This is a genomic window from Stenotrophomonas sp. LGBM10 (genome assembly GCF_046736075.1).
Taxonomy (GTDB): Bacteria; Pseudomonadota; Gammaproteobacteria; order Xanthomonadales; family Xanthomonadaceae; genus Stenotrophomonas.
This window is the reverse complement of record NZ_CP177163.1, coordinates 228,778-241,991: the sequence shown is the minus strand read 5'-3', so window position 1 is coordinate 241,991 and position 13,214 is coordinate 228,778. Positions and strand designations below refer to the sequence as shown.

Sequence of the window (13,214 nt, the reverse complement as noted above, 5' to 3'; positions counted from 1 at the left end):
ATTATTCAAGTGCATCCAGCCCTTGTTTGGGTCGGCGTCTGCCGAAAGCGAACCGCCCCATTCTAGTGACTGGGGCATGGCCGTCAACAGCGTATCTCAGGGAGCAGCAGTGGTCGTCATTGTCGTAGGAGCGGTGGTGCTGTTGGTGGTGATGGCAATGGTGTGCTGGGTGCTGATGTTTCCCGACGCCTTCGACCGCGTGCTGGCACACGTTGGCCGGTGGTTCGGTCGCGTTGGCCAGGCCGCCAGCGGCGCGGGTCGGCGCGTAACGCAGCGTACCGATCGCCTACAGGGCGGGGTGCGTGAAGAGCTGGGCGCGGCGCACGGGGCGCTGCGACGGCATTGGCCGGTGCTGGCGGCAGCGGCGCTGTTGCTGTCGATCCCGCCCCTGGTGATTCTGATCACGCGGCAGAATGTGGTGCTCGATGAATTCCAGGGCGACGACCTGTCGGCGTCCGGTTCGATGGTGGCCCAGTTGTTGCGCGGTGAACGGCTGACCCCGCCGCCGCCGCCGCCGCCGGAGGTCTTCACGACGGAAGAAATCCGTCGCACGCGACCTGAAATTGTGACGGCCGACAGAAAATGGGGTCAGATTGATCCGGATCTGCAGCAGCGCGTGCTGGCGATCTACGAAGTCATGCGCCGACAATATGGCTATGAAATGGTGCTGGTCGAAGGTTACCGCAGCCCCGAGCGCCAGGCCGAGCTGATGAGCGGCGGCAAGGCCACGCGTGCCGGCGCCTGGCAGAGCTGCCATCAGTATGGACTTGGCGTGGACAGCGCGCCGATCCGTGACGGCAAGCTGCAATGGGACATGGGCGACCCGTGGACCAAGCGCGCCTATTTCCTTTACGGCGAACTGGCCGAACAGGCGGGGCTGGAGTGGGGCGGCAACTGGCGCAGCATCAAGGATTATGTGCACGTGGAAATGTCGCAGCGTTGCCGCGCGGCACGTGCGGCCAAGAAAGCTGAATTGGCGGGAGGGTGATACTTTCGGCGGTCTACTGGTATCGTTGCGGGACGATCCGGATCGCCTGGGGGTACAGGGGGCGATGGAATGACCGGATGCGCACGCAATCAAGGAGCATGATTGATGTCACGACCATTTGTTGTAGTCGGGGATAAGTTGAGCCACGGTGGCACGGTGGTGAGCGGCGCGGCCGAAACCGACATCGGCGGCAAGCCGGTGGCGCGTATTGGCGACAAGGCGGTGTGTGCGGCGCATGGGCCGACCACCATCGTCAGTGGCGACGCCACGGTGATCATTGACGGCAATCCGGTGGCGCGCGATGGAGACCGCACCGGATGCGGCGCCACGCTGATCGCATCGCAGGCAACGACAGGCATCAACTGACAGGCAGCGTCGGTTCGACGGAACAGGATGGTTCGATGACTCAGGGAGCGGGACGCTAGATGTCCGGGATACTTGGGAAGGCGTTTTCGGTGATCGCGGTGTTCGCGGTGACCTGGGGAAGCGTGATTTTCTATTGGCGTAACAGCGGCACGGTACCGACCGGCATGGAAATGCTGGCGTATCTGGGCCTGTTGCCGGTGGGCCTGAGCAGCGCCGGCTTCATGCTGCGCAATGCCGGGCGTTCGATGCTGGACAAGGCCGTGGACGCGGCCGATGCGCCGGCCGCTGCGGACGCTCCGGCGGGCGCGACGGTGACGGCCGCCACCGCGACACCACACCCGTCGTCGGTGGCCGTGCTGGCCACGGACATGCGGCTGGGCGTGGACATGGACGCCGATGCCCTGCTGGCAGCCGTGGGCGCGTTGCCGCGACCGGGCCTGGACGGACGCTTTCATGACCGTGACGGGTTGCCGCTGCTGATGTGTGCGGCCCCCGACCTGGACGATACCCGGGTGTTGAAGGCGCAGATGGGCGCGTTCGACACGCGTGCCGCCGAGCGCCGTGCGATGGCGCTGCTTGAGCCGGTGGCCGACAGCCTGCTGGCACAGGCGCTGCTCGCGCTGCCCGAACTGGAGGTGGCCGAGGAACGCGTGGTGGCCGGCCTGCGTCGTCGCGACGAGCAGGTGGTGGAATCGGTGCTGGCCATTGAACTGCTGGTACCGGTTGACTGGTCGGTGTCGGTGCGCGGCTTCTGCGCCGAGTGGCTGCAGGGCCGGGCCGAGGCCAGTGGCCTGGACGCGCGGCGCTTCACCGTCGACATCGGCATCGCAGCGGATGCGGGAGAGGTCTGGTCGCGTGTGCAGCGCATCGCCGACGCGGTCGGGCAGGGGACGCCGCAGTGGTATCTGCTGCTCTCGTGCAGCTCGGCCATCGACCCGGGCGTGGTGGCGGCGTGGCTGGAAGAGAACCGCATCCTGCACCGGCAGAACAAGGAAGGCATGATCCCCGGCGAAGGTGCCGCGGGCGTACTGTTTGCCACGCCGTCGTTGGCTGCGGCTGAAACGCCCCGGTTGTGGCGGCCGCAGCGGATCGACCTGGCGCCGCAGGCCGTGGCGGCCGAACGCAGGCGACAGAGCGAGGCGCTCGGGCGCGCCCTGTTGACCGGCCTGGCAGTCCCGCCGGAGCAGGTCCAGATGGTCCTGCACGATGCCGACCAGCGCAGCGAGCTGGCGGTGGATGCCTCGGCCGCCGCCACGGCGGTGAACCCGGATCTGGACATCGGCCGGCAGGCGCTCGCGTTGCCGGTCTGCGCCGGTGAACTCGGGCCGGTACTGCCGCTGGCGCTGATGACGCTGGCCCATGCACATGCAGTGGCTGCGCAGAGCGCGGCCCTGATTCTCGGCGTGTCCGCGCCCAGCCAGCGCGTGGCCGCGCTGGTGGATTTCCCTTCTTCGCATGACCCGTCGGCCGACAGTTTGTCGCCGGCCTAACCCTGGACGCCTAGATGATGTTGAGTAATTTCAGGTTCTTCCTCAGCGACTATCGCCTGTGGATGGTGATCGGCTTGATCGGCGCGGGGTCGCTGGCGTACTTCGGCGCGGCCGAGGCGCGGCAGATCGGCATCTGGGTGGCAGTGGTGCTGGCAGCGCTGTTGCTGCTGGCGCTGATCGTGTGGGTGATCAAGCGCATTCTCGCCAGGCGGGCGGCCAAGCGCGTGGAAGCGATGGTGCAGACCCAGGCCGACCAGGCGGTCGCCGCGGCGCAACCGGCGCAACGTGCCGACACCGAAGCGCTGCGCTCGCGCATGATGGATGCGGTCAAGCAGATCAAGACGTCACGGCTGGGGGCGCTCAAGGGCAAGGCGGCGCTGTATGAGCTGCCGTGGTACGTGATCATCGGCAATCCGGCGGCGGGCAAGAGCACGGCGATCCTCAACTCGGGGCTGCAGTTCCCGTTCGAGGACAACCGCAGCAACGTGATCCAGGGCATCGGCGGCACCCGCAACTGCGACTGGTACTTCACCACCACCGGTATCGTGCTCGATACGGCGGGCCGGTACTCGGTCAGTGTCGAAGACCGCATGGAGTGGCTGACCTTCCTCGGCCTGCTGAAGAAGAACCGGCCGCGCGCGCCGATCAATGGCGTGATCATCGCGGTGAGCATTGCCGAGCTGTCGGGCAGCAAGCCGGAGTTCGCCATCGAGCTGGCCAAGAACCTGCGACAGCGCGTGCAGGAAATCACCGAGCGGCTGGAAGTGTTCGCCCCGGTGTATGTGCTGTTCACCAAGGCCGATCTGATCGCCGGGTTCAGCGAGTTCTTCCGCAACCTGGACCCGTCCGAGCGCGAGAGCGTGTGGGGCGCGACGCTGCCGTTCGACGTGCAGGCGCAGAGCGATGCGCTGACCGCCTTCGATGCCCATTTCGATGAGCTGGCCGAAGGCATCAAGGAGATGAGCCTGGCGCACATGGCGATGCAGCGCGGGCGGGACGTCTCGCCGGGGCTGCTGACGCTGCCGCTGGAATTTGTCGGCATCAAGCCGGCACTGCGGACCTTCATCGCCACGCTGTTCGAAGACAATCCGTTCCAGTTCAAGCCGGTGTTCCGCGGCTTCTATTTCAGCAGCGCGCTGCAGGAAGGGCATTCGGTCCATCACGCGTCCGAGCGCGTTGGCCGCCAGTTCTCGCTGTCCTCGCGCGGTGCCGAGACCGATGCCGCGCCGACCGGGCAGACCGCGTTCTTCCTCAAGGACCTGTTCCGCAAGGTGATCTTCTCGGACAAGGAACTGGTGCGGCAGTATTCCAGCCCGCACCAGAACCGCCTGCGCTATGGCGTGTTCCTTGGCGCGGTGGGCGTGCTGGCCCTGGCGCTGGGCCTTTGGACGTGGTCGTACACCACCAACGTGCAGCTGGTGAACAATGCCACCAAGGACCTGGAACAGGCCGTCCGGGTGCAGAAGGACCGGGTGGACCTGAAGTCGCGCATCGACGCGCTGCTGCTCCTGCAGGACCGGATGGAACAGCTGGACCGGTACAAGAAGCAGGGCGGCATCACCACCAGCCTGGGCCTGTACCAAGGCGACAACATCCGCGCCAAGCTGATGAAGGAGTACTACCACGGCATGCAGCAGGTGATGCTGGATCCGACCGTGGCCAGCCTGGAAGGGTACCTGGGCCAGGTGGTCGCCGAGCGTGACAAGCTGGGGCAGGGCGCACAGGCGGCGGCCGAGAGCGAGGTGCTGTACCAGAACGCATCGCCGACCAGCACCAACGACGCCTACAACGCGCTCAAGACCTACCTGATGCTGGGTAACCGCAAGCAGGTCGAAAGTGCGCACCTGTCGCAGCAGCTGACCCTGTTCTGGCGCAACTGGCTGGACGGCAACCGTGGGCAGATGAGCCGCGAGGACATGGTGCGGGCGGCCGAGAAGCTGATGAACTTCTACGTGGCGCAGTCGGCCGATCCGGACTGGCCGCAGATCCAGAACAAGGTGACCCTGGTCAGCGACAGCCGCCAGGCGCTGACCAAGGTGATGAAGGGCCAGCCGGCGATGCAGCGCGTGTTCGCGCAGATCAAGGCGCGTGCCGGCGCCCGGTTCCCCACGGTGACCGTGGATGCGCTGGTTGGCGAGGAGCGCAACGGCCGCCTGATCACCGGCAGCTACGCGATTTCCGGCGCCTTCTCGCGCAAGGCGTGGGAAGACTATGTAAAGGATGCGATCAACGAGGCGGCCAACACCCAGCTCAGCACCACCGACTGGGTGCTCGATACCACCGAGCAGAGCGATCTGTCGCTGGCTGGCAGCCCGGAGCACATCTCGCGTGAACTGGTGACCCTGTACAAGCAGGAGTACGCCAAGGAGTGGACCAAGTTCATGCAGGGGCTGAGCATCGCCCAGTTCGATACCTTCGAGCAGGCCACCGCGCGCATCAACACGCTGGGCGACGCCACCAACTCGCCGCTGCGCCTGCTGCTGGAGAAGATCAACGAGCAGACCATCTGGGACAACCCGGCCGCCGAGGCACGCTCGAAGAAGGCCAAGGGCGGGTTCGTGGCGTGGTTCCAGAAGACCATCCTGCGCAAGGACCCGGAAGCGGCGGTCCAGCAGCAGCCGGTGGGCCCGATCGGCAAGGCGTTTGAAGGCATCGCCAAGCTGACCGTCAAGCGTGCGGATCAGCCGGCGGTGATCGACGCCTACTTCGAAACGCTGGGCAAGCTGCGTGCGCGCCTGAACAACATCAAGAGCCAGGGCGAGCTGGGCGTGGGCACGCGCAAGCTGATGCAGGACACCTTCAGCAATGAAGGCTCTGAACTCAGTGTGGCGCTGGCGCTGGTGGACGAGCAGGTGCTGACCGGCCTGGATGCGGCCCAGCGCGATGCGCTGCGTCCGCTGCTGCTGCGTCCGCTGACCCAGACCTTCATGGCGCTGGTGGAGCCGACGGAAGGCGAGGTCAACCGCAGCTGGGGCGCGCAGGTGTATGAGCCGTTCAAAGCGCGTATCGGCCAGCAGTATCCGTTCAACCTGAACTCCGACGTGGATGCCGCGCCGAGCGACATCGCGGCGATCTTCGGCGCCAGCGGCAGCATTGCCGCGTTCAACAAGGACGCGCTCGGCACCCTGGTGATCCAGCGCGGCAACCTGCTTGAAGCACGCCGCTGGGCGGGCATGGGCATCACCCTGTCCAACGAACTGGTGGCCAAGTACGGCAACTGGGTCAGCGGCGGGGCGGCGGGTGCGGCATCGCAGGACACCACGATCTTCGAACTGCTGCCGGCCCCGGCGACGGGCGCGATCGAGTACACCATCGAGATCGACGGCCAGACCCTGCGCTACCGCAACACGCCGCCGCAGTGGACCACCATGCAGTACCCGAACCTGGGCCAGGTGCCCGGTGCCAAGGTCACGGCGGTGGCGCCGGACGGCCGCACGGTGGAGGTGTTCAACGCCGCCGGTGCCAACGGCTTCAGCCGCCTGATGAAGGAAGGCCAGTACGAGCACCTGGAGGGTGGCAGCAGCCGCATCACCTGGAGTGCGGACGGCGTGGCGGTGACGGTGGAGATGCGCGTGGTGCGCCGCGCCGGTGCCGCGGCCGATGGGGGCGACTGGCAGCGCGGTCTGCAGTTGCCGCAGACCGTGGCTGGCACTGGTCCGGCGGCGGCTGCACCGGCCGCGCCGGGCGCGCCCGCGCCGGCTGCTGCGGGTACGCCTGCGGCGACCGCCCCGGCGCAGTCGACCGGAGGTACGCCATGAGCCGCGCGGTGAGCGCCGGGGTGTCCTACTTCGGCAAGGTGCCGTCGCGCGGCGATTTCGTGCGCGCGGCCGACAACCATCAGCTGCTCGGCTGGCTGGACCGCTGGGCGGGTGAGAGCGTGGAGCTGCTGGCGCAGAATCCGGACTGGAAGCGGGTCTACGATGCTTCGCCCGAGATCCACTATGCGTTCCTCGGATCGCGCAGCAAGCTGGTGCTGTGCGGGCACTTCCTGGCCAGTCGCGACGCCTCGCAGCGGCGGTTCCCGCTGCTGTCGGCGGTGCGCCTGGAGGCCGCCGAGCCGCTGCCGTTCATCGGCCGCAGCCCGCTGGCGATGTCCAACGCGTGGTCGGGTCTGTCGCGCATGGCGCGCCAGGCCTTCAGCGACGAAGACGCCGGCCCGGCATTGAACGAACTGGCCGATGCGCGCTTCAGCATCAGCACCGATCCGAGCGCGTACAACGCCACATTCCGTGACTTCCTCGACGGCCAGACGATCGGCTCGATGGAGCGGCTGCTGCGCGACGCGGGGCACCCCGAGATCGCGCTGAAGCAGGCATTGCCCGCCCTTGGGCTGCTGCTGCAGCCGGTACTGAGCGGCGGCGACGTCAACGTGGACCGGGCACTGGTGTTCCCGCTGGTACGCGACCCGCTGTACCGGCCGCTGGTGGCGGCATTCTGGCTGGATATCGTGTCCTGCTTCGTCGCCCGCGGCGATTTCGAGCTGGCGGTGCTGATCCGCAACGATGCCGCACCGACGATGGTGGTGGGCTTCAATGGTGCCGACCGGCATGCGCTGCGCGCGGTGCTGGACCCGGCCGAAGCCGGCGACTTCCTGATCCGCGTGCAGCAGGCCGAGTGGGTCGACGACTACCTGCACAGCGACTACAACCTCAATCGCTTCGCCAGTTACCTGGACCGCGATGACCTGGCATTGAGCACGGCGCGCAGCCTGTTCGGCGAGACTTTCCTGGGAACATGACCATGCGCCTTCGTTCTGCTTCTGTCCTTCTCCTGGCCGCGCTGGCATCGATCGGCACGGCACCCGCTGCCGGGCAGGCCGCGCCTGCGCCGGCTGCCACCGAACGCCCGGTCGTGATCGAAGGGGTGGTGCCCGACCAGGCCACCAAGGCCCGGCTGTTGAAGAACCTGCGCGAGGTCTACGGTGCCGAGCGCGTTGTGGACCGGGTGCAGGTGGAGTCCATCGCGACGCCGCCGAACTGGGGCGAGTACGTCGCCGGCATGATCAACCCGGGGCTGAAGCGGGTGTCGCCGGGCAAGCTGGAGATCAACGGCCAGTCCGTGCGGGTCAGCGGCGAAGTCGGCAACGAAGCGCTGCGCCAGCAGGTTGCCAGCGACCTGAGCCTGGCCAGCAACACGTCCTACACGGTCACCAACGCGCTGAAGGTGGGCTCGCAGCAGAAGCTGCTGGACCAGACGCTGGCCAACCGCATCATCGAGTTCCAGAGCGGCAGCGCCAAGCTGACCCCGCTGGGCATGCGCATCCTGGACGAGATGTCCGAGAAGATGGTGCAGATGGGCGACACCAGCTTCGTCGTCATCGGCCACACCGACAACGTGGGCCAGCGCGAGAACAACCTGGCGCTCAGCCACGCGCGCGCCCAGGCAGTGAAGGCCTACCTGGTGCAGAAGGGCATTGCGGCCAACCATCTGGACGTGGTCGGCAAGGGTCCGGACGAGCCGGTGGCCGACAACGCCAGCCTGGACGGTCGCGCGCGCAACCGTCGTATCGAGTTCAAGATCCAGTAAACGCGTACCGCTCGACGGGCTTACTGCCCGTCGAGGTTCTGGTTGATGTCCAGCATCTCTTCCATCTGGTCGAGCACGCTGGAGTCCTTGATCACGCGCTTGAGCCACACGTGCAGCGGCATCTCGCCCCAGCGCGCCGCCTTCTCGGCCAGATACGCCACCGGGCTGTGCGGCTCGGTGCGGCGGAAGAACTCGGCCACCTGGCGCAGTTGCTGCAGGGCTTCCTTGCGCGTGGTTGGCGCGCCGCCGGGGCCGCGTGCGGACGGCGCAGCGGCATCGCCGGAACCGGCCTGGGCGGTGAAGGCGTCTTCGGCGTCCAGCTCTTCGACCACCTCACCGTCGAGGAGCACGCCGGCATCGCGCGCGAAGCGCATCACCGTGCGCTGGATGTGCTCGATCTGTTCGCGCACCGCACTGAAGCTGGGGCCGTCCAGGCCGAGCCGGTTGTCCACGGCCGCCTGCAGGGTCACCAGCGCATCGGCGCATTCGGGCAGGATTTCCACCAACTGGCGGTAGAACTCGTGCTGGGTATCGCGGCGTGCCGCCTCCAGCTGTTCCAGCCCGGGACGGTCGTCGTGATAGTCGCCGCCGTTGCTGGCGCGGGCGTGCGCGACTTCGAAATCGGTGAGGGTGAAGCGGCCCTGCGGTGCCGAGACGATCGGCACGTTGCGCAGCCACTGCAGGGAATTGCTGAGCAGCCAGCTCAGGTTGCCGATGCGCTCTTCCTGGTCGTCGTCCGGCGCCTGCGGGTGCACGACCTCCCAGTACTGGTCGCACAGCCCGGCCACGACGCGGTAGCCCACGGCGAGGCCGCGGAAGCCTTCGACCTGGGTCGCCGCTTCGGTCAGCCAACCGGCCAGGCGCAGGTCCTTGGTGCGGGTCTGCAGCAGGTCGGCGCACTCGCGCGCGACGCTGGACCAGTCGGCGTACTTGATGTCGGTCTGCCACTCGCCCTGGTCCAGGGTCGGGTCGTCGGCGCGCCGGCTTTCCTGGATACGGTCGAACTCGGGGGAGAAGGCAAGGTCCTCGCCGGCGGGGGCGTGGTCGGCGATGGGGGCCAGCAGGGCATCCTGATCCAGCATGGCAAATCTCGTGATGGGAACACGCCGATTCTAGCCTGCGTTCGCGCACGGGGTGATGGCCGGGCCGGGGTGTTTGCCTGGCGAGCGGTGCCGGTGCATAGTGCACGCACCGTGAAGGTCCGCGCCCGTTATGCGGGCGGCGGGCAACCGCAGACATACTGACACCGGGGAAGGGTCGCCGATATGCAGGGAAGGATGATTTCACAGGCGCTGCTGCTGGCGCTGGGGCTGGTGGCCGGCCTGGATGCCGCCGCACAGGCCACGACCGACGCCAAGGGCTTTGGCGGTTGGCGCAACCTCCACTCCGAGAACGGCGCCGAACCTGCGCTGGAGGACATTCCCTTCGCGATGCTGCCGGCGGAAACCGCCAAGGGCACGCGCTTCGCCGTGCTGGACCGCGAGGGCAAGCGGACCGTGTGCTGCATGGTGGTCACCAGCGAGCGGCTGGATGCGACCGCTCTGGAACAGCGCTACCGCCTTCCGGGTGTGTGGGTGTCGGACGTGCTCAACGAAGGCACCAACGAGAGCCGTCCCTACGAGCCGCGCGTGTATGAGATGAAGCGCGAGGGGGCCCTGCAGACCTATGCCTATTTCGATGCGGCAGAGGCCTACAGCGACCTCGGCGGCCTGCTGCTGCCACCGTCGGCCACGCTGGATGCGGCAGGCAACGTGAGGGTCGGCACGGACACCTACACGCTGCAGTTCCAGTCGACCACGTTCGCCGATGATGACGGTGCGCTGGATCGTTTCACACTGCGGCCGGTGGGCAAGCCCGGCAAGCCGGTGATTGTCGAAGTTCCATACGGAACGTATTGAAACAGCCTGGATTGACGCCGCTTTAACAGGCGGCGTCTTGCTTGCGTGCGTCTGTCATTGGCATCTGCTACCGTCGTATCCACAGGGGATGGAAGCGTCGCGGGCTGCGCCCGTTGCGTGCACGACTAGGTGAGCCATGGATGCAATACGGAACCTGATGACGCAGGCGGCCCGGTTGTCGGGTGAGCAGCGTCTGTACCAACTCTCGCTGCCGACCGCGCCGGATGTGGTGGTGGAGCAGTGGCACGGGCAGGAGCAGCTGTCGCAGGGATTTCGCCATGAGGTGACGTTCCTGTCGCTGCAGGCCGATCTCCCGCTGGAGTCCTGGCTGGGCACGCGCGCGAGCCTGCAGACGCGGCTGGCCGATGGTGCCATGCACAGCCGCACCGGAGTGGTGACCGAAGCACATCTGCTCGGTGCCGATGGCGGCCTGGCGCGATACCGCATCACACTGTGCGATGCCAGTTGCTGGCTGGCGCAGACGCGCCACAGTCGCGTCTTCCAGGACCAGACCCTGCAGCAGATCGTGGACAGCGTGTTCGCCGCGCATCAGGGCCACGTGGCCTGGCGCTGGAGCGAAGAAGTTGCCGATTTCCTCAAGGGCGCGCGCCAACGCAGCTACTGCGTGCAGTACCGCGAAAGCGATCTCGATTTCGTGCAGCGGTTGCTGGCCGAGGAAGGGCTCGGCTGGCGCGTGCAGCCCGACGACGATGACGGCGACGGTGGGGGTCACGCACTGGTGCTGTTTGCCGACAGCGGCGTGCAGCCGCAGGATGTGGTGAGCGCACGCAGTGGCGGCATCCGCTTCCACCGCGCCGATGGCACCGAGCAGAACGATGCGGTGCAGGCATTGGGCCAGCGGCGCCAGCTCGGCGCGCAGTCGCTGACGCTGCACAGTGATGATTACCGTACCGTGCGCTCGCTGGGCGCCGGCGTTCCGCTGGAAGGCGGCGGCAGCGGCGAGCGTGAGATTTACGATCCGACCGGCGCCTATGCATTCGTCGATCGGCATGAGGCCGATCGCTATGCCGGCCTGATGGCGCAGGCCAGCGAGGCCCGCTGGAATGGCTGGCAGGGACGCAGCACAGTGCGCAGCGCCACCGCCGGGCACTGGCTGCAGCTGCGCGACCTGCCGGGCGACGCGCCGGCGGCGCTGCTGCTGGTGTCGCTGCGTCTGGCCGGCATCAACAACCTGCCGGCCGATGCCCGCGACGCGCTGGAGGCGGCCCTCGGGCCGGCCGAGCCATCCGGATCCGACGCGGCGCCACTGTGGGAAGACGCGCGCCGGCATGGTTTCGCGGCGACGTTTTCGGCCGTGGCGCGCGACCAGGTGTGGCGCCCGATCCTGCAGGACGAGACCGGCGCACGACTGAATCCGCGCCCCTTGGCACCGGGTTACCAGACCGCGGTGGTGGTGGGTGATGCATCCCGTGGCGGTGGGCCGCAGGAGGTCCACGCCGACGGCCTGGGCCGGGTCCGGGTCCGCTTCCATTTCCAGACCGATCGCCGCGACGCGGGTACGGCGCAGGACAGCACGTGGCTGCGGGTGGCGCAGCGATACGCCGGCCCGGGCGTGGGCAGCCAGTTCCTGCCCCGTGTTGGCCAGGAAGTGCTGGTCGGATTTCTGGAAGGCGACATCGACCGGCCGGTCGTGGTGGGCAGCCTCTACAACGGGCAGGGCGAGGCGGGGGTTGCCCCGACGCCCGGCGGCAAACCCGCCGACGCCGACACCAGCGCCTACGCGCAGGCGACCGACCGCATCGCCAGTGCGCAGGGCAACCGCAGCGGCGGCCAGGCGCCGGCGTGGCACGCCGCTGCGGCCGGCGACGACGCCCACCGTCATCCCGGCGCGCTGTGGGGCGTGCAGTCGCGCGAGTGGTCCGGCGAGGGGCATTCGCGCCTGCTGTTCGACGACAGCGACGCGCAGTTGCGGCTGCAGTTGGCGACCACGCAGGCAAGCAGCGCGCTCACGCTGGGGCACCTGATCCACCAGGCCGACAACTTCCGCGGCAGCCTGCGCGGCGAAGGCTTCGAACTGCGCAGCGACGCCTGGGGCAGCGTGCGCAGCCGCGCCGGCCTGTGGTTGAGCGCGTATGCAGGCGGGGCGGCATCGCCGGCCGGCACCGTGTCCGCGCCGGTGGCGTTGCTGAGCCAGTTGCAGACGCTTGGAACCACCTTTGCGCAGGCGGCGGGCACGCACCTGACCGTGAAGCTGGCCAGTGCCGAGGGGGTGGGTCGGCCGCGGCATTCCAAGCTGGTTGACGACGCCGCGCCGCTCGAGGCGGTACTGCGCAGCGCCCGCGCCACGGTACCTGGCGATACCTTCGCCGACGCGCGTGGCGCCGCCGGCGACCGCGACGGGTCGGCCGGCGAGGGCAGGGTGCCGCACGCCGGCGACCCCCTGCTCGGGCTTGCCGCACCGGGCGGGGTGATGCATCGGGCCGGTCAGTCCATTCACTGGAGCCTGGGCGAGACGCTGACGCTGGGCAGCGGCCTGGCCAGCGAGGCGATCGTGCTGGGACAGTCGCGCTGGCACAGCCGCCAGGCCATCGGCGTGCTGGCTGCGGCGCGTACCGGCCAGGGGGCGCAGACGACTACCCTGAGCATGGTGGCAGGCCTGGGCCCGCTGGAGGTACAGGCGCAGAACGACAGCCTCCGCGTGCAGTCCAAGGCTGCGCTGCGGGCGGCCAGCGCGCAGGCGGCGGTGGAACTGGCCGCAGGCCGCACGGTGCACGTGGCCACGGCGGGCGGCGCCAGCGTCACCATCGAGGGCGGCAACATCACCTTCACCGCGCCGGGCAACATCACCGTGCATGCGGCGAAGAAATCGTTCCTGCCCGGCGGCAGCGGCAACTATCCGTTGCCGGTGTTCCCGCAGTCGGTGTGCAAGGAATGCCTGCTGCTGGCTGCGCAGCGCGCCGCCCCTTTGACGCCGAAGGGCTGAGC

Annotated in this window: 9 protein-coding genes; 8 read left to right on the top strand and 1 reads right to left on the bottom strand. The window is 68.1% G+C overall.

Translation table 11 applies throughout. The annotated features are described in order from the left end of the window. The first annotated feature begins 76 nt into the window (after positions 1 to 76). The 6 genes from ACLB90_RS00965 to ACLB90_RS00940 all read left to right on the top strand — a co-directional run bounded on the left by ACLB90_RS00965 (position 77) and on the right by ACLB90_RS00940 (position 8,370). Entirely contained in the window at positions 77 to 988 is a 912-nt protein-coding gene (locus ACLB90_RS00965) for a M15 family metallopeptidase (RefSeq protein WP_411851211.1), read from the top strand. Positions 989 to 1,093: 105 nt separating this feature from the next. Beyond that, the gene (locus tag ACLB90_RS00960) at positions 1,094 to 1,354 is read left to right on the top strand and encodes a PAAR domain-containing protein (protein ID WP_026070970.1); all 261 of its coding nucleotides are present in this window, start codon (positions 1,094 to 1,096) and stop codon (positions 1,352 to 1,354) included. A gap of 59 nt (positions 1,355 to 1,413) precedes the next feature. Further along, positions 1,414 to 2,844: a hypothetical protein gene (locus tag ACLB90_RS00955; RefSeq protein WP_411851210.1), complete on the top strand. Its 1,431-nt coding sequence runs from the start codon at positions 1,414 to 1,416 to the stop codon at positions 2,842 to 2,844. A gap of 17 nt (positions 2,845 to 2,861) precedes the next feature. Continuing rightward, positions 2,862 to 6,602, top strand: coding sequence for a type VI secretion system membrane subunit TssM (tssM, locus tag ACLB90_RS00950; RefSeq protein WP_411851209.1), 3,741 nt, complete (start codon positions 2,862 to 2,864; stop codon positions 6,600 to 6,602). Next, positions 6,599 to 7,582, top strand: coding sequence for a type VI secretion system-associated protein TagF (gene tagF / locus ACLB90_RS00945; protein WP_411851208.1), 984 nt, complete (start codon positions 6,599 to 6,601; stop codon positions 7,580 to 7,582). The genes tssM and tagF overlap by 4 nt, the downstream gene beginning before the upstream one ends. A 2-nt stretch (positions 7,583 to 7,584) precedes the next feature. Further along, a complete protein-coding gene (locus tag ACLB90_RS00940; RefSeq protein WP_411851207.1) occupies positions 7,585 to 8,370 on the top strand; it encodes an OmpA family protein in 786 nt (261 codons plus the stop codon). A 20-nt stretch (positions 8,371 to 8,390) separates the two neighbouring features. On the opposite strand, the gene tssA is transcribed toward ACLB90_RS00940, so the two are convergent. Beyond that, positions 8,391 to 9,452: a type VI secretion system protein TssA gene (gene tssA / locus ACLB90_RS00935; RefSeq protein ID WP_411851206.1), complete on the bottom strand. Its 1,062-nt coding sequence runs from the start codon at positions 9,450 to 9,452 to the stop codon at positions 8,391 to 8,393. 195 nt (positions 9,453 to 9,647) lie between these two features. Here tssA and ACLB90_RS00930 point away from each other — a divergent pair, with 195 nt between their 5' ends. Next, a complete protein-coding gene (locus ACLB90_RS00930; protein WP_411851205.1) occupies positions 9,648 to 10,268 on the top strand; it encodes a decarboxylase in 621 nt (206 codons plus the stop codon). 136 nt (positions 10,269 to 10,404) lie between these two features. After that, a complete protein-coding gene (locus tag ACLB90_RS00925; RefSeq protein WP_411851204.1) occupies positions 10,405 to 13,212 on the top strand; it encodes a type VI secretion system Vgr family protein in 2,808 nt (935 codons plus the stop codon). Positions 13,213 to 13,214: the final 2 nt, after the last annotated feature.

Bases quoted from the DNA above. Each gene is read 5' to 3' on its own strand.
- ACLB90_RS00930 (WP_411851205.1), top strand. From the start codon at position 9,648: ATGATTTCACAGGCGCTGCTGCTGGCGCTGGGGCTGGTGGCCGGCCTG.
- ACLB90_RS00940 (WP_411851207.1), top strand. From the start codon at position 7,585: ATGCGCCTTCGTTCTGCTTCTGTCCTTCTCCTGGCCGCGCTGGCATCG.
- ACLB90_RS00925 (WP_411851204.1), top strand. From the start codon at position 10,405: ATGGATGCAATACGGAACCTGATGACGCAGGCGGCCCGGTTGTCGGGT.
- ACLB90_RS00960 (WP_026070970.1), top strand. From the start codon at position 1,094: ATGTCACGACCATTTGTTGTAGTCGGGGATAAGTTGAGCCACGGTGGC.
- tagF (WP_411851208.1), top strand. From the start codon at position 6,599: ATGAGCCGCGCGGTGAGCGCCGGGGTGTCCTACTTCGGCAAGGTGCCG.
- tssA (WP_411851206.1), bottom strand. From the start codon at position 9,452: ATGCTGGATCAGGATGCCCTGCTGGCCCCCATCGCCGACCACGCCCCC.
- ACLB90_RS00955 (WP_411851210.1), top strand. From the start codon at position 1,414: ATGTCCGGGATACTTGGGAAGGCGTTTTCGGTGATCGCGGTGTTCGCG.
- ACLB90_RS00965 (WP_411851211.1), top strand. From the start codon at position 77: ATGGCCGTCAACAGCGTATCTCAGGGAGCAGCAGTGGTCGTCATTGTC.
- tssM (WP_411851209.1), top strand. From the start codon at position 2,862: ATGTTGAGTAATTTCAGGTTCTTCCTCAGCGACTATCGCCTGTGGATG.